General features: G+C 62.5%; 13 protein-coding genes. 9 read left to right on the plus strand and 4 right to left on the minus strand.

What is annotated here, in order from left to right; genetic code table 11:
* The first annotated feature begins 16 nt into the window (after positions 1 to 16).
* The 6 genes from LE416_RS09660 (at position 17) to LE416_RS09685 (ending at position 7,094) form a co-directional block, all read left to right on the plus strand.
* On the plus strand, positions 17 to 1,447 hold the full coding sequence (locus tag LE416_RS09660) for a 6-phospho-beta-glucosidase (RefSeq protein WP_225048257.1): 1,431 nt from the start codon (positions 17 to 19) through the stop codon (positions 1,445 to 1,447).
* A gap of 78 nt (positions 1,448 to 1,525) precedes the next feature.
* Positions 1,526 to 1,708 (plus strand): hypothetical protein, encoded by a 183-nt coding sequence (locus LE416_RS09665; RefSeq protein ID WP_225048258.1) that lies wholly within the window; start codon positions 1,526 to 1,528, stop codon positions 1,706 to 1,708.
* 374 nt (positions 1,709 to 2,082) lie between these two features.
* Positions 2,083 to 2,286 (plus strand): hypothetical protein, encoded by a 204-nt coding sequence (locus tag LE416_RS09670; RefSeq protein ID WP_225048259.1) that lies wholly within the window; start codon positions 2,083 to 2,085, stop codon positions 2,284 to 2,286.
* 92 nt (positions 2,287 to 2,378) lie between these two features.
* Positions 2,379 to 2,567: a hypothetical protein gene (locus tag LE416_RS09675; protein ID WP_225048260.1), complete on the plus strand. Its 189-nt coding sequence runs from the start codon at positions 2,379 to 2,381 to the stop codon at positions 2,565 to 2,567.
* Between the two features lie 408 nt (positions 2,568 to 2,975).
* Positions 2,976 to 5,387, plus strand: coding sequence for a glycoside hydrolase family 38 N-terminal domain-containing protein (locus LE416_RS09680; protein ID WP_225048261.1), 2,412 nt, complete (start codon positions 2,976 to 2,978; stop codon positions 5,385 to 5,387).
* Positions 5,388 to 5,525: 138 nt separating this feature from the next.
* Positions 5,526 to 7,094 (plus strand): extracellular solute-binding protein, encoded by a 1,569-nt coding sequence (locus LE416_RS09685; RefSeq protein ID WP_225048262.1) that lies wholly within the window; start codon positions 5,526 to 5,528, stop codon positions 7,092 to 7,094.
* A gap of 185 nt (positions 7,095 to 7,279) precedes the next feature.
* Here the strand turns inward: LE416_RS09685 and LE416_RS09690 are convergent, their stop codons facing one another.
* From LE416_RS09690 to LE416_RS09700, 3 genes are read right to left on the minus strand one after another with little or no spacing between them, the layout of a single operon-like run.
* Entirely contained in the window at positions 7,280 to 8,344 is a 1,065-nt protein-coding gene (locus tag LE416_RS09690; RefSeq protein WP_225048263.1) for a glycoside hydrolase family 172 protein, read from the minus strand.
* A gap of 12 nt (positions 8,345 to 8,356) precedes the next feature.
* A complete protein-coding gene (locus tag LE416_RS09695; protein ID WP_225048264.1) occupies positions 8,357 to 9,907 on the minus strand; it encodes an alpha-amylase family protein in 1,551 nt (516 codons plus the stop codon).
* Complete coding sequence (locus LE416_RS09700) at positions 9,900 to 10,580, minus strand: SGNH/GDSL hydrolase family protein (protein WP_225048265.1); 681 nt, start codon at positions 10,578 to 10,580, stop codon at positions 9,900 to 9,902. The genes LE416_RS09695 and LE416_RS09700 overlap by 8 nt, the downstream gene beginning before the upstream one ends.
* Positions 10,581 to 10,792: 212 nt before the next feature.
* Here LE416_RS09700 and LE416_RS09705 point away from each other — a divergent pair, with 212 nt between their 5' ends.
* Complete coding sequence (locus tag LE416_RS09705; protein WP_225048266.1) at positions 10,793 to 12,274, plus strand: alpha-L-fucosidase; 1,482 nt, start codon at positions 10,793 to 10,795, stop codon at positions 12,272 to 12,274.
* A gap of 150 nt (positions 12,275 to 12,424) precedes the next feature.
* Here the strand turns inward: LE416_RS09705 and LE416_RS09710 are convergent, their stop codons facing one another.
* The gene (locus LE416_RS09710; protein WP_225048267.1) at positions 12,425 to 13,564 is read right to left on the minus strand and encodes a GntR family transcriptional regulator; all 1,140 of its coding nucleotides are present in this window, start codon (positions 13,562 to 13,564) and stop codon (positions 12,425 to 12,427) included.
* Positions 13,565 to 14,167: 603 nt separating this feature from the next.
* On the opposite strand from LE416_RS09710, the gene LE416_RS09715 reads away from it, so the two are divergent.
* Positions 14,168 to 15,745: a type 2 periplasmic-binding domain-containing protein gene (locus LE416_RS09715; RefSeq protein ID WP_225048269.1), complete on the plus strand. Its 1,578-nt coding sequence runs from the start codon at positions 14,168 to 14,170 to the stop codon at positions 15,743 to 15,745.
* Between the two features lie 240 nt (positions 15,746 to 15,985).
* Positions 15,986 to 16,885 (plus strand): ABC transporter permease, encoded by a 900-nt coding sequence (locus tag LE416_RS09720; RefSeq protein WP_338034774.1) that lies wholly within the window; start codon positions 15,986 to 15,988, stop codon positions 16,883 to 16,885.
* Positions 16,886 to 16,896: the final 11 nt, after the last annotated feature.

Consider the following 16,896-nt stretch of genomic DNA (forward strand, 5'->3'; position numbering starts at 1 on the left):
CCAAAAGGAGGATCAGATGACACAATTACCAGAAGGTTTCCTGTGGGGCGGCGCGGTTGCCGCCAATCAGCTTGAGGGGGGATGGCAGGAAGGCGGCAAGGGCGTCTCGATCGCCGACGTGATGGCGGCCGGCGGCAACGGCGTGCCCCGCGAGATCACGGCCGGCGTGCTGCCCGGCAAAAACTACCCCAACCACAGCGCGATTGATTTTTACCACCGCTACGATGACGACATCGCGCTGTTTGCGGAGCTTGGGATGAAGGCCTTTCGCACCTCGATCGCTTGGTCGCGCATCTTCCCTCTGGGCGACGAGGACGAGCCCAACGAGGCGGGCCTGGCCTTTTACGACCGGCTCTTCGATGATCTGATTGCGCACGGCATCGAGCCGGTGATCACGCTGTCGCACTTCGAGATGCCCTATCACCTCGTGGAGGCGTACGGCGGCTGGCGCGACCGGCGCGTGATCGACTTTTTCGTGCGGTACGCGACCATCGTGTTCCAGCGCTACGCCGGCAAGGTGCACCACTGGATGACGTTCAACGAGATCAACAACCAAAACGGCCTGGGCGAGGGCGGTTTTTGGACCGACTCCGGCGTGCGCCTTGCCCCCGGCGAGAACCCGGAGCAGGTGCTGTACCAGGTCGGGCACAACGAGCTGGTCGCCTCCGCCAAGGCGGTGCAGATCGGCCACGCGATCGACCCGACCAACCAGATCGGCTGCATGGTCTCCTACGGCCTGGCCTACGCGGCGACTTCCGCGCCCAAGGATGCCTTCAAGGCGCTGCGGGCGATGCAGGCCAACTTCTGGTTCTCGGACGTCCAAAGCCTGGGTCGCTACCCGGCCTGGCTGCGCCGCTACCAAAAGCAGCAGGGGCTTGAGCTCGACATTCGCCCGGAGGACCTGGTCACGCTTGAAAACGGCACGGTGGATTACGTCGGCTTCTCCTATTACGCCTCCGGGGTGCGCAAGGCCGCGCCCGACGAGCCGGACACGTTCATGGCGCGCGGGGACGACACCAACGTCGAAAATCCCTACCTCGACAAGACGGACTGGGGCTGGTCAATCGACCCGCTCGGCCTGCGCTACGCCCTGAACTGGCTGACCGACCGCTACCACAAGCCGCTGTTCATCGTCGAAAACGGCATGGGGGCGCTGGACACCGTCACCGCGGCCGGCGAGATCCACGACCCGTACCGCATCGCCTACCTGCGCGCGCACATCGAAGAACTGATCAAGGCCGTCACCCTCGACGGCGTGGACCTGATCGGCTACACCCCGTGGGGCATCATCGACCTGGTGTCCGCCGGCAGCGGTCAGATGGACAAGCGATACGGCCTGATCTACGTGGACAAGAACGACGCGGGCGACGGCACCCTGAAGCGCCTCAAGAAGGATTCCTTCTACTGGTACCAGCACGTGATCGCGACCAACGGCGCGGAACTGTAGGAAAAGCGCTTTCCCTTGGCGAACCGGGCGCTGCCTGCTATACTGACACGGTAAGTGATAGATGAGGAGGTGGCGGCCATGGCCGCACTAGAGACAATCGAGGATTACGTCCGCTTCTGGCAGGGCTGCACGCGCGAACAGCTTCAGGCGATCGCCCAGGAGCACATGGGTGGCTTCGACCCGGCGGCCGACAAGGCGGCGCTGGTCGACTACCTGACGCAGGGCATGACCGCCTACTGCGAGGCGCACGACGGCGACTAGGTCGCGCGGGGGCGGCTTAGTGACTGACCGCCACCCTGACGCACCGCCACCTGGTCAATGTTATGTGAACCGACTGCGCAAAGTTATGTGAACCAACAGTGAGACCTCCCGTCGCGGACTGCGGCGATGGGAGGCCTTTTTGTCTGCCGCACACCAGACCATGAGCCCCGCGCGGACGCGCTGACGGCTGGCCGGACGGTCGGCGCACCGGCGGCCCCCAGTGGCGCCACTACCTGCGGCCGGCGCGGGCCGCAGGTTGCGCGGCAAGGCAGAAACAGGGGCGAAAGAGGACTGAATGCCGTTGGCGCGCGGGCACCACGCATCGTATGATGAACGTGGCGGGCAACCGCCCAGCATGATAGGGAGGCATCACGATGATTGACTACTACTTGATCAACCAGCAGGACTACTTCGCCGCCGGCTACACCATCAGCCGCGGCCAGGCCTATGTCGATACCACCGGCGGCCTGGAAACCGCGGCCAGCGCGTCCAGGCGAATGGCGCCGCAACGGCCAAGGCGCCGCTTTACGCACAAGTGCTTTCGACCGCCGCTTCGCAAAGCGAGCGCGCGACGCTGACCGAAGGCGACCGCGCGCGCCTGGTCGCCAAGCTTGACGCGGAGTTTGCCGTGATCGGCACGGCCGACCTGGCCGGCTGCTGAGGAGGGACTATGATGACGAATGAACCGGAGAAGGCCACAACCGGCAAGGACGATAACCCGTTTTGCCACCACGGCATGACCTGCGCGCCGGGCTGCGGGTGCGCGGGGGAAGACGGCAAGTGCCAGTGCGCGATGGCGTCGGCGCGGCGCTGCACGTGCAACGGGCTGTGCGGGATGCGGATGGCAAGCACCAAGTGAGGCAGGCACACGGGTCCGGGGCGTGACGGGACCGCGCAGGGGCTGGCGCCGCGGGGCGGCGGCTTGGGTGCGCGGTCTCGTTTGACGGGACGTTGCAATCACCACTGGGCGCATCGACGAGTTTGGCTCATTTTCTGGGATGAGCGCTCGGCCGATGCGCCTTTTTGGCGGCCGCTCAGCAGGGCAACGCGTCACGGTTGCCCGGTCACTTCCCCAATCGCGGGGCGGCGCACCGTCGCCTAGGTCATGTGAGGGTGAAAAGTGGGCGCATTGCATGGCGTAACCGATACAAAAGAGGTACAAAGTCGCGAAACCCGCGCCGTGAAAGCGTTTCAAAATATACTGTGATTACCGTTGGCCGGCTCGTATACTGTGAGTGATGAGGCGAGAAACGGAGGGGCTATCCTTATGAAAACGCTATACCTAATTAATCACTCGCACACGGACATCGGGTACACGGCGCGCCAGGAGGACATCGCGCATTACCACGCGGACTTCATCCGCCAGGCGCTGGCCATCATTCGCGACCGGCAGGCGACCGCGCAGGCGGAGGACTTTGTGTGGACCTGCGAGAACTACTGGCAGGTTGAGAACTTCTGGAAGGAGGCCACGGCCGACGAGAAGGCGCAGTTCACCGCGGCCGTCGAGGCGGGTCACGTCGACCTGTCTTTGAATTACCTCAACATGACGGAGCTGGTCGATCAGACCGTTTTGACGCGCACGCTGGCCCGGGGCCGGCGCTTCGCGGACCAACTCAAGCGCCCGCTGCGGGCCGCGATGACCGCGGACATCAACGGCTTTGCCTGGTCTTACGCGTCCGCGCTCCTGAACAACGGCGTGGACGAGCTGTTCACCTGCATCCACGGGCACCACGGGCTGTACCCGCTGTACCAAAATCAGCTGCCGTTCTGGTGGGAGACGCCCGACGGCCAGCGGCTGTTGGTCTGGAACGGCGAGCACTACCACTTCGGCAACGAGCTGGGCATCATGCCGGACGCCTCGATGAGCTACCAGATTCACGATGAGTACGTCGGGGACTTCGAGACCTCGCAGCTCACCGTCGCGCACGCGCGCATCACCCGCTACTTCGACGCGCTGGCGCAACGCGGCTACCCGTACGACTTCGCACCCGTCATGATCTCGGGGTTCGCCTCGGACAATGCGGGCCCCAATGCCAACATTGTGACGGCGATCGCGGACTGGAATCGGCAGTACGGCGACGAAATTCAGGTCAAAATGATCGGCCTGAACGGCTTTTTCGACATTCTGCGCCAGGAGGATCTGGCGGCCATTCCCGTGTACCGCGGCGATTGGAACGACTGGTGGGCGGACGGGGTGGGATCAACCCCGGCGGCGACCAAGATTTACCGCACCGCCCAGCGCCAGTACCACCTGGCGCGGCAGCTGGCCGGCGGTCGCGCCGACGACTCGCCGTTGATGGCCCGCGCGGAGCACGCCCTCATGCTTTACGCCGAGCACACCTGGGGGTACTCGTCGTCGGTGTCGCAGCCCTGGAACACGCTGGTCAACGAGCTCGACTTCCGCAAGGCCGACTACGCGGTGCGCGCAAGCCAGGCGACCAACGACTTGGTCACCGAGCTTGCGGTGCGCGACTACGGGCTGGCCTACCCGCGGGCCAATCGGCGCAAGACGTACCGGGTGGTGAACCCCGGCGACGCGCCGGTCACGGCACCGGCGCGACTGCTTCTGGCGGGGTGGGAGAGCGTTGAGGGCCACCGGTTAACGGATCAGTGGCTGTCACGCATTGAGGTGTACGATCTGGACACCGGGGCGCGCTGCGACTTTCAGCTTGAGCGCACCGCTCGCGCCTACGAGTTCGAGATCGTGGTCAGCCTGGCGCCCAAGGCCGTCAAGCGCTTCGGGCTGCGGATCGCGGCGGCGGACCAGCATCGCGGCGGGTATTCGTACACCAATTTTGTTCAGGGCGCCGAGGGGGTTCAAGACATCGACTACCCGGGCAAGCCCAACGAAATGGTGCTTGAGACGCGAGATTTTCGCGTCGAGCTGAGTCAGACCACGGGCATCGGCCGGTTGATCGACCGCGCGACGGGCGAGGATCTCCTGCTTCAAGACGCTGCGGCCCCGCTGTTTGCGGGCGTCTACGAGCAGACGCCGGTGAAATCCGACCCCTGCAGCGCGCGCAGGCGAATGGGCCGCAATCGCAAGGGGAAGGGCGTGCAGCGCAGCTTCTCGCGCCTGGTGAACATTCGCAACCTGGCCGATGGTCCCATCTCGCAAAGCGTCGCGCTGGATTACGCCCTAACTGGTACGCAGATGTACACGGTGGTGCTCAAGGTCTACAAGGAGCTGCCGTACATCCAGGCGGTGGTGCAGCTGCAAAAGGACAACACCTGGGCGCCGGAGAACCTGTACGTCGCGCTGCCGCTGCTCGCCCAAAGCGACCTGTACGCCGAAAAAAGCGGGGCGCTTTTCCGACCGGCCATCGACCAGCTGCCGGGCACGAACGCCGACTTCTTCCTGCTGGACACGGGCTACTTCTACCAGCAAAACGACCGGGTCCTCGGGGTGTGCCTGAAGGACACGCCACTGATCACGCTTGGCAACCTCGATCCCAAACCGATCGAGCTGTGCGGCCCCAAGACCGCGGCGCGCAACCGCGAGCAGGTGTACGCCTGGGTCATGAACAATTTTTGGGAGACCAACTTCAAGGTCGATCTGTCGGGCTTTTACGAATTCGAATTCGACATTTTTGCCGGCGCGGCGTCAAGTCGAGCGGCCGCACACCAGCTTCTGCGCCAGACGGCCCAGGGGGTGCTGTGCGTGACGACCGACGAGTGATGGCCGGCGCTTTGAGGGGGTGATGTGACGGCACGGTATGGCAGAGGACAAGAGCAAGCGGATTTAGGCGGGCGTTGATGGGGAACACGCCGATTACGAAGCGGTAATCGGTCGGACTTGCTAATGAGGTGAATCCTAGTGAAAAAACGGTACGGTATGCTGCTTGGCGCCGTCGCGGTGTCGGCGGTTGTGGCAGTGGGTTGTGGGGCGAAGTCCTCAGAGACCAAAGAGGACAGCAACACGATTGCGCTGTTAACCCAGGACCACACGGATGTCCATCCGAAGAACGAGGACCTGTGGATGTGGAAGGAGTATCAAAAAAAGACCGGCGTTAAGGTCAAGTGGGAGGCGGTCAAGGACTGGGACCAAAAAAAGCAGCTGGTGCTGGCGCGCAAGCAGCTGCCCGACGCCTTCTACCAGACGATCTGGTCGAACGACGAGCTGGCGAAGTACGGGAAGCAGGGGCTGTTTCAGCCGCTGGAGAAGCTGATTCCCAAGTACGCGCCCAACTTGAACAAGCTGATGCAAAAGGATCCGAGCATCAAAAAGGCGCTGACGACCACGGACGGTCACATCTACGGGCTGCCGTACACCAGTGACGACCCGCTGGGGGGTGGCCGTGCTTACCGGCTCTATGTCAACAAGAAGTGGCTGGACAAGCTGGGGCTGAAGAAGCCGACGAACACCGTCGAACTCGAAAACGTGCTTCAGCAGTTCGTGACCAAGGACCCGAACGGCAACGGCAAGGCGGACGAGCAGGGCTTTTACATGGATTCGAGCAAGTTCGGCTCCCTGGAGCTCATCGTCAAGGCGGCCTACGGGATGAACACCGCCGGCCGCACGGCGATGGAAAACGGGTTTTACATCGACGACAGCGACCAGCTGCAGTACATGTACTCCGACGCGAAGATGAAGGCGGCCTGGAAGTACCTCGCGGACCTGTACCAAAAGGGCCTGATCGCCAAGACCGCCTTTGCCGGCGTGGACTTCGATAAGTGGGTCGCGGATGCCGGCAAGGACGTCGTCGGCTGCTACGCCTGGGTTGGACCGGACTACATCGGGCCAACCGTGCAGAACAACTACGTGCCGATCTCCGTGGTCAACGGACCGGACGGCAAGAACGGCGCCCTGATCACCCAGTCCTCGATCATGGGGACCAGCGCGTTCGTCATCACCAAGGACGCGAAGGATCCCAAGAAGCTCCTGCGCTGGGTCGATTACTTCTACAGCAAGGAAGGCTCCGAGTTCGCGTTTTACGGGAAGGAAGGCGTGACCTACAAGCTGAACGACAAGGGCCAAAAGGTCTACGTCGATAAGATCCTGAAGAACCCCAAGGGCCCACAGCTCGGTGCCTATCAGTACGTGGACAACGTGTACGCCGGCTTCTTCCCGTACCTCGAGCAGTCCGACGCGAACAAGCAGATTGCGTACGGACGGCAGCCGGAGCAGTTCACCGATGACCCGCTGAACCACCTGCCCAAGCAGATTCTGCCGTCGCTGCAGGCGACCCCGGACGAATCCGCGAAGCTGTCCATCATCCAGACCGACCTTGATAACTACGTCTCGCAGGCCCGCGTGAAGTTCGTCACGGGCAAGTGGAGTCTGGACAAGAACTGGTCGGCCTACATCACCCAGCTCAAGAAAATCGGCCTGGATCAGTGGCTGAAGATTCGCCGCGATCAGTACAAGCGTTACACGGCCGAGTGATCGGTTCGCCACAAGCCCGGCAAACGGCCAAGGCAAAAACCAAGGCGCGCGCCTCACGCAGGCGGCTGGGATTGAGCATTTGAGCGGCCGCCCCGCAGCGTGACCGCTTGCGGCGGCAAAAAAATCGTCCACCCCAACAGGCCAGTCGGTCCTGTTGGGGTGGACGATTTTTTTGCGTCGGGTGCTCAGTTGACCTCCAGCCAATCGGCGTCAAGCCGCGGCTTCAGGTCCGGGCAGTCCGGCCGGTCCAGGTAAAAGAACGCGGTGGAGGCGATGTCGTCTTGCTGCGGCAGGTAGCGGCCCCCGCTGCGCCAGCCCAAAGACTGCAGCGTGACGCGCAGGCCGGTGGTGAAGCGAATCGGGTCCAGCACGTGCCAGCGGTAGAGGCCAAAGCGCTGCTGGCTTTGGTACAGGCCGTCCGGTTGGATCACCTGCGGCAGGCCGAGGAAGGCGGTCGAGTAGCTGCCGTACTGGCCCTGCGGCTGCTCGAAGTTCCACGCGCCGCCGAAGTAGTCCTCGGTGCCGGTGCCGCAGATGGTCGGGAACTCGCGGTCGGCATCGAGGTAAAACTTCATCTCGCCCTCGCCCCACCAGCCGGTGCTGTTGCTTTGGTAGGCGAGGTAGGTGCCGACGAAGTGCCCAGTGCCCGCAATCTGCGGCAAGATCGGGTGCACCGCCTTTTGGGCCAGCGGGTGGCTGCGGTGCCAGTAGGCCTGAAAGTACAGGCAAGGCGTCGCGACCGCCTCCAGCGCGTAGTCGATCTGGTAGTAAAGCGGCAGCGCCGCGTCGCCCAGGTTGACGATTTTGACGGTCGCGTGGCGCAAAAACGGCATCTCCCAGTAGCAGTTCATGCCGCCGGCGGGGTTGACCGCCACCGGCAGCGAGTTGACGTTGCAGCGCTTGTTCCACCCGTTGCAGAAAAAGTCGCCGTACGGCACTCGCACGGCCGGGATCGCGGCGTCGTCCCAGGTGAACTCGAGGATCAGGCTGCGCCAGTGATCCGGGAAGCAGGTCATCCAGATGTGCTTGATGGCGCCTTGGCCGTCGATGTCGGCCAGGGTGGTGGTGCTGTGCGGGGCAAGCTCGACGGAAGGGGAGACCTTCCAGCCGACGCCGAGCTCGCGGGCCGCGGCGGCGCCGGTGCCGGTGGTCGCGCGGCCGCCGCCGCCGGGTTCGCCGGTCGGGTTTTCGGCGGAGATGGAGCGGGACAGGGACGCCTTGGCGTGGGTCAGTTCGGATAGCAGGGACATGGGGAAACCTCCTTATAGTGGTTCGAGCGGGTCGAACGTCCAGTCGTAGTGGTCGGTGCGGGTGCCGTCGGTCCAGTCCTGCGGGTAGCGGCCGGAAAGTGGATCGACCGGGGCGTAGCGCGCGGTTTGGGCCACGTTTTGGGCGAAGGCCTGAGCAACCGCCGTTGCTTGCTCAGGCGGTAACTGCGCGAAGTCGCAAGACACCAGAAGCGGCGTGCCGCTGTTGGCGAGCAGCTGCAGCCACTGGCGGTTTTGGGCCCAGGGGATGTCCGGCGTGAGGCCGACGCAGTCCGCGTCGGCGAGGTAAAACGTGCGGTGCTGCGGCAGCCGCATGGCCAGCGCGTTGACCCCCATGGTGACGGTGCGCATCAGGTCGACGAACCCGGCGGCGAGGTGGCCGACCACGTTGCAGCCGTTGAGCACAACCGGCCCGGCGGCCTCGCGCAGCGCGGCGTAAAAGGCCGTGATGATCTCGGCGGTGGTGCGGGTGACGTCCTTGAACCGCACTTGCCCGGCCGCGTAGGTCAGCCCCATGGCCGGCCCCCACTGCTCGAACACGTCGAAGGCGGAGAAGTCGAACTTGATCAGCTCGAACCCCCAGGCGCAAAAGCGCCGCACGTCTGCCTGCACGGCGGCCACAACGACCGGATCGCTGATGTCCAGGGTGAAGTCGTCCCCCCAGTCGTGCAGGGCGTGTTCGCGCAGCGCGGGCGTCGTGGTGAGCAGCGGCCGAAACCACAGCCCGGGCCGCGCGCCGGCCGCCTTGATGGCCGCGGCCACGGCCGCCATGTCGCCGAACTTGGCGTTGCCGCCGGTCCACGGCCCGCCGTTGTAATCCTTGCGGGCGTCGACCTGCCAGCCGTCGTCGATCACGCACCAGGGCCGCACCTCAAGCCCCCGGCACAGCTCGGCCACGGCCTGCGCGTTGTGCAAGACGCCCGTGCGCGTGTTGGCGCCGTACGCGTAGTACCAGTCGTTGGTGCCGATCACCGGCGCCAGCGGCCGCGGCAGGTGGGCCTGGTTCATCCGGGCGCAAAACGCGGCGAGCACGCCAAGCGGGTCGCCGGGTGTTGCGGCCTGCGCCATCACGGTGCAGCAGTCAAGCGTGCGTTTTCCGAGCTGCAGCGGCTGGGTGCCGCTTCGCAGGTCCAGCCACAGCACGGCGCGGTCCGGGCCGATCGTCCAGCTGCACAGGGCGTTGGGCTGCGTCGCCACGCCGAGGCAGCGCGTGCCGCTCGCCGCCTGCTCCGCGACGTACCACGGGTAGACGGCCGCCTCGTCCAGCGGCGTGAAGCGCAGCTCGCCGTACGCGCGCTCGACCGCGTCGCCCATGAACAGGGCACCGGGCCGCATCGCGTGCGGCCACGTCAGGCGCAGCCGCAGCAGGGGCAACGCCTGAGCGGTCAGGGTGACGCGCAGGCCCGCGTCTTCGGGCGTGCCGGCGGCCGGCGCGGCGGTCACGGTGACGGTGTCGTACCGCCAGCCGGCGTCGCCGCGCCGCTCAAGGGCGTGCCAGCTGCCATCGGCCAGCTGGACCTCAACCGTGCGCAGCCGCTCAAGCATGATCGGCCTCCGGCTGCTGGTGGCGCCAGTCGAAGCCAAGCGCGTTCAGGATTTGCGTGGCGATGAGCATGTGCCCCTTGAGGTTGGGGTGCACGCGGTCCGCAGACAGGATGTAGCTGGCCCGATTCGCCAGGTACCGGTCGATCGGCGCCTGCAAGTCAAGGTAGGTCGCCCCGTTCGCTTCGGCCAGCGCCTGCGCAATCGCGCGGTACGCATCGACCTGGTGGCGCATCGGGTCGGCGTGGTTTGGCTCGAACATGAAGGGGCTGAGGATCAACAGCTCGGGAATGGTGCCGCGCGCGGCGTCGATCATGGCCTGGTAGTTGGCACGGTACTGCGCGGCGTCCACCAGATCGGTGGGGTGGTAGAACGGCGCGTCGAAAAAGCGCCACACGTCGTTGACGCCGATCAGGATGGCGGCGACGTCCGGGTGCTGCTGGACGACGTCGGCGTCAAAGCGCGCCAACAGCTGGTTAGTCGTGTCGCCCGAGACCCCGGTGTTTTGCACCATCACGGTCAGCTCGGGGTACAGGGCGGTCAGCGCGGCGCTGATCAGATTCGGGTAGCCGTCGCCCAGCGACTCGGTGGTGCCGGGCATCGCGGCGCGGTCGCGGCCGCAGTCGGTCACGGAATCGCCGGTGAACAGTAGCTTGGCATTGCGGGTTAGAAACACAGGATCACGCTCCTCAACTTGTGATTAGTGGTACAAGTTCAGCGTCATTATCGCGCGTTATGGTAGCGCTGTCTATTGCGAAAAACACGCAGGAAAAGGCCTGTTTCACGTGAAACGCCGGGGCCCGCGCCCGCCTTTGACCACTGGACAGCCGCCGGCAATGCGCGTACGCTACAGCGTGAGTGCAGTGTACACGCAAAGGAGCAGACAACATGAGCGAACATGAAGCATTGGCCCGCATCGACGCGGTGATCGCCCAGGGCCCGTACCAGGCGACCTGGTCATCGCTTGCGCACTATTCGGTGCCGGCATGGTACCGCGACGCGAAGTTCGGCATTTTCATCCACTGGGGCGTCTTTTCGGTGCCGGAGTTTGGCAGCGAGTGGTACCCGCGCAACATGTACATGAAGGATTCACCGGAGTACGCGCACCACCGCGCGACTTACGGCGACCAGCGAAAAACTGGCTACAAGGACCTGATTCCCAAGTTCACCGCGGCCAAGTGGGACCCGCAGGCGTGGGCCGACCTGTTTTTGGCGGCCGGTGCCAGGTACGTGGTGCCGGTAGCCGAGCACCACGACGGCTTTCAGCTGTACCAAAGCGCCGTCTCGCACTACAACGCCTACGAGATGGGCCCGCACCGCGATATCGCCGGCGAGCTCAAGCTGGCGCTGAACCAGCGCGGCCTGTTCTACGGCGCGTCCTCGCACCGCATCGAGCACTGGCACTTCCTCGGCCACGGCCGCGAGTTTGCAAGCGACATCCACGACCCGCTGCGCCGCGGGGACCTGTACTGGCCGGCGCAGCAGGAGCCGGCTGATGCGCTGGACATCACCACGCCGCAGCCTTCGGAGGAATTCATGGCGGACTGGCTGGTGCGGTCGTGCGAAATCGTGGACCGCTACCAGCCGCGCGAGATGTACTTCGACTGGTGGATCGAACAGCTGGCGATGAAGCCCTACCTGCAGCGGTTTGCCGCCTACTATTACAACCGCGCGGCGCAGTGGGGCATCGTGCCGGTGATCGCCTACAAGTTCGACGCCTTCGCCTTCGGCACCGCGCTGCCCGACGTCGAGCGCGGCCAGTTCGCGGAGGTTCAGCCGTACGCCTGGCAGACCGACACCGCCATCGCGCGCAACTCGTGGTCCTGGACCCCGGGCAACGACTACAAAAAGGCGCCGGAGGTCCTCTGCAACCTGGTGGACGTCGTCTCAAAAAACGGCAACCTGCTGCTGAACGTCGGCCCGCACGCCGACGGCACCATCGCCCCAGAGGAACGCGAGCTGCTCTTGACCGTCGGCGCCTGGCTTGCGGTCAACGGCGAGGCGATCTACGGCTCGCGGCCTTGGCGCAAGGCGGCGGAGGGCCCGACGGCGGCAATCGGGGGCAGCTTCGCCGACCACCAGGCGATCGCCTACACTGACCGGGACTTCCGCTTCACGGTCAACGAAGGCAACCTCTACGCCATCGCCCTGAACCCGACACCGGGGCATGAGATGTGCATCACATCACTGCAGGCGCCTGCGGACCACCACTACGACGGCGTGGACTTCCGCGGCGGCATCGCCGCCGTCACGGTGCTCGGCGCAACCGGTGAGACAACCTGGCACCGCGACGGGGCCGGGCTGCACGTGGCCGCCGCCGGGGCGGCGCACGACGGGCTGCCGGTGGTGGTGCGGATTACGGTCAAGTAGGCGCGGACCGACTTGCACCGGCGCCGCCCACCGCGGATGCGGCGCCCGGCGGCCGCTTTTTGGGAATCGCCGCCACAAACGGCTGCCCCCCGCTTCCAGAAATTGGAAGCGAGGGGCAGCCGTTTTGTCTTTTGTAATCGTGTGTGGTGATCACGGCACCCAGCGGGTCGGCTCCTGGTCCTCCGGGTTCACGAGGTTCTTGACGGTGCCGTGCTCTCGAATCGAGGAGGGGATGAAGATCTGGCGGCGGGTGATCGCCTGCTCGTTGACGTAGCGCAGCAGCAGGTCGATGGCGGTTTCGGCGATCTGGGGCTCGTTTTGCTCGAGGTAGGTGTAGTTGTCGGAGCTATAGATGAACGAGTTGGAGTCGAAGCCGAAAAACGAGATGTCCTGGGGCACGCGCCACTTGAGTTCGCGCAGCGCCCGCCGCGTGAGGTAGGCGAGGTAGCTTTCCAGGACGACGACGCAGGTCGGCGGGTCGTTCAAAAGCGACTCCTTGATCGTGTTCACGTCGCGCTCGACCAGCGTGGACACCGGGCTGGTGCGGTAGTTGGAGTTGATGCGCGCCAAAAGCGCGTGCTCGTCCAGCGGCCAGCCGGCCTCGGCGTAGGCGTGGCGGAAGGCCTGAACGCGCCGGTCCAGGCTTGAGTTGGAGATGATCTTGTAGCTGAAAATCCGGATCTTGCGGTGGCCGCGCTTGATCAGGTAGTTGGCGCACTGCAGGGCCCCGCCGTAGTGATCGGTGGAGACCAGCAGGCTGTCGATGCCGTTGAGCGCCTTGTCGATGACGACGATCGGCTTGCCGCGCAGGATGTAGGACACGAGCTTGGAGTCGTAAAACGCGCGCTGAACCGGGTCGATCAAAAGGCCGTCGACGGGCAGGTTGATCAGCTCGTCCGTGTATTTTTTCTCGAGGGTCTGGTCCTCATTGGCGAACTTGACGATCAGGAAGTAGCCGCGCTTGGAGGCCTCAAGCGAGAGGTGGTTGAGCAGGGTGTTGCCGAAGCTCTCCAGGAAGCCGGACATGATCAGCCCGAGAAAATGCGGCTGGTCGGCCTCCTCGGGCTCGCTCAACACCACCGTGCCGACGCCGGGGCGGCGCTTGATCAGGTCCTCGTTGACCAGCATCTTCAGGGCGTTTTGGATGGTGATGCGACTGACCCCGTACTCTTCGATCAGGGACTTTTCGGGCGGAATCAGGCTGTTGACCGGGTAGGCGCCGGAGCGGATCTTCGCCTTGATGTCCTTGTAGATCTGCGTGTACAGCGGGGTATTGCCAGATTTAACCATGTGACGCACAACCATCCCTTCAATTTTGGTTGGTAAGTAAAACGAACTGGCCTCGTTGCGTGGCGCAATTCACCCAATTCGTGAAAATCACGTACGATCGCCACGCGCCGGGTGGGCAAAGCCCGCAGTGGCGGCGTTTTGCGGCGGTCTAAAGTTGATACAAATTGGTATATCAACATAACAAAGCCGGGTTTGAAAATCCGGTCCCCGGCGGCGCGGGGGCGCGGGGGCGTAAGGCCGTTAATAATACAGAGGCAACCCGGAATTAGCGGCTTTTGTGACACTTCACGCGGATAAAACAGTCACAGTCCCGCGCCGTGAAAATCAGCCGGATCGCCTAGTCCGCTAATTGTTATAACATACGCGAATTGAAAATGGAAGCGTTGACACCATTATTGCCCCGTGGATAATTGAAAATGGTTACAGGGCCCAACCAGGAATACCACTACAAAAGGGGGACTAAATGTTATAACATTTGGCGACACCGTTTGGTACCAAGTGTGATTATTGTTTTAGGGGTCTCGGCGCAATTAGGGTTGCGCCGGGCGCTCAGCTTGGATGTCCGTTGTAGTTAAAAAAATTTATGTATGAGGTGAGTACATAATGAAGAAGTCAACAAAGATTATCAGCACGGCATTGATGGTCAGCGCGTCTGCATTCGCGCTGGCGGCCTGCGGTTCGAAGTCATCAGGGGCGAAGCGAGACAAGAACACGATTACCTTGATTGCACCGGATCACAGCGATGTGCACCCAAAGAACAAAGACCTTTGGATGTGGAAGCAGTACCAGAAGAAGACCGGCATCAAGGTTAAGTGGGAGCAGATCAAGGACTGGGATCAAAAGAAGCAGCTGATCCTTTCCCGCAAGACGCTGCCGGATGCCTTCTACCAGACCGGCTGGTCCAACGATGAACTGGTCAAGTACGGTAAGCAGGGCCTGTTCCAACCTTTGGAAAAACTGATTCCAAAGTACGCGCCAAACCTGTGGAAGCTGATGCAAAAGGACGAGAGTCTTAAGAAAGGTATGACCGCACCTGACGGCCACATCTACTCCCTGCCTTACACCAGTGATGACCCTTACGGTGGTGGCCGTCACTTCAAGCTTTACATCAACAAGGTCTGGCTGGACAAGCTGGGCCTGAAGCAGCCAACCAACACGACCGAACTCAAGGACGTGCTGCACGCCTTCGTCACCAAGGATCCTAACGGCAACGGCAAGGCCGACGAAAAGGGCTTCTACATGGACTCCGGTCAGTTCGGCGCCTTCGAGCTGATGATCAAGGCCGCGTTCGGCCTGAACACGGCCGGCCGTACCGCGATGGAAAACAACTTCTACATCGACGATAACGACCAGCTGCAGTACATCTTCGCCGACAAGAAGATGCAGGAAGCTTGGAAGTACCTGGCTGACCTGTACAAGGGCGGCGAAATCGCCAAGACGGCCTTTGCCGGGATCGACTACGATAAGTGGGTAGCCGATGCGACCAAGGACCAGGTCGGCATGTTCGCCTGGGTTGACCCAGACTTCATCGGGGCCTCCGACGTCTCCAAGAACTACGTGCCGATCGCGATCCTCGACGGCCCTGACGGCCAAAAGGGGACCATGGTCACCCAGTCTTCTCTGATGGGTAACTCCGCGTTCGTTGTCACCAAGGATGCCCAAAACCCGAAGCAGCTGCTCAAGTGGGTTGACTACTGGTACAGCCAGGAAGGCTCCCAGTTCGGCTCCTTCGGTAAGGAAGGCGTGACCTACAAGCTCAACGATAAGGGCCAAAAGGTTTACGTCGACAAGATCCTGAACTACTCCAAGGGTGCACAGCTCGGCGCTTACCAGTACGTCGACAACATCTACGCCGGGTTCTTCCCATACCTTGAACCAAAGCAGTCCGAAAAGTGGATCGCCTTTGGCCGCGAACCTGAAAAGTTCGAAGTTGACCCATCCACGCACATGCCAAAGCAGGTTCTGCCTTCCTTCATGGCCACCGCGGATGAATCGGCACAGCTGTCCACGATCGAAACCGACCTGAACAACTATGTTTCCCAGGCACGTGTGAAGTTCGTCACGGGCAAGTGGAACCTCGATAGCGACTGGAGCAAGTTCCAGACTCAGCTGAAGAAGATCGGCCTGGACTCCTGGCTCAAGATCAAGCGTGATCAATACAAGCGTTACGAAAAGGAATAACCTCTTTTCGATTGATGGCCTGAGGAAACTCCTTGGGCTATCTTTGTACCGAGGCAGCTAGCTTGAGCGTCTAGCGCAAAAGCGGCTTGAAGCGTAGGCTCCAGGCCGTTTCTCGCTAGACACTGATCGAGGCTTCGGTGCGATAAGCCACGCATTGAAGGGGGAAATTATATGACAAATGCGACAGCAAAGGTGCCGGTACCAAGTCCCACCAAGATTGCAAAGGACAAGCAGCGCCAGATGAACCGGCGCTACCTGAAGCAGCACAAGTCGCTGTACCTCATGATTCTGGTTCCAATCATCTTCACCATCATCTGGAACTACTGGCCAATGTACGGGGTTATCATCGCCTTCAAGGACTACTCACCGGCGATGGGGATCCTCGGCAGCCCGTGGGTCGGGTTCAAGCACTTCACCCGCTTCTTCCAGTCCTACTTCTTCGGCAACATCATCTGGAACACGCTGCGCATCAGTATTTACAGCCTGCTGATCTCGATTCCGCTGCCGATCATCTTGGCCCTGATGTTCAACGAAATCCGCGTGAAGTGGTTCAAGTCGACTGTCCAGACCATCTCCTACATTCCAAACTTCATCTCCGTCGTGATCATCGTCGGGATGGTTAACTTCTTCTTCGGCACCCAAAACGGGGTCATCAACAACGTTGTGACCATGTTCGGGGGCAAGGCCATCGACTTCCTGGGCTCGCCAGGCGCCTTCCCGCACCTGTACGTCTGGTCCGGGATCTGGCAAGGTGTTGGTTGGGGGACCCTGATCTACACCGCCGCGATGTCCGGTGTGCCGCAGGACCAGTACGAGGCGGCCTACCTCGAAGGGGCCAGCCGCTTCCAGTGCATTAAGAACATTACGATTCCTGCAATTATGCCGACCATCGTGATCTCGGCCATCCTGGCCACCGGTGGGATCATGGCGGTTGGGTTCGATAAGACCTACCTGATGCAAAACGCCTCCAACCTGTCGACCTCCGAAGTGCTGTCGACCTACGTGTACAAGATCGGGTTGGTCAACGGTGAGTACAGTTTCTCGGCCGCGGTCGGACTGTTCAACAACATCATCAACTTCATTTTCTTGTTCATCGTTAACAAGTTCGCCCAGCACGTCGGCGACACGAGTCTGTGGTAGAAGGGGGAGAT

Source organism: Lacticaseibacillus kribbianus (assembly GCF_020180945.1).
Classification (GTDB): domain Bacteria; phylum Bacillota; class Bacilli; order Lactobacillales; family Lactobacillaceae; genus Lacticaseibacillus; species Lacticaseibacillus kribbianus.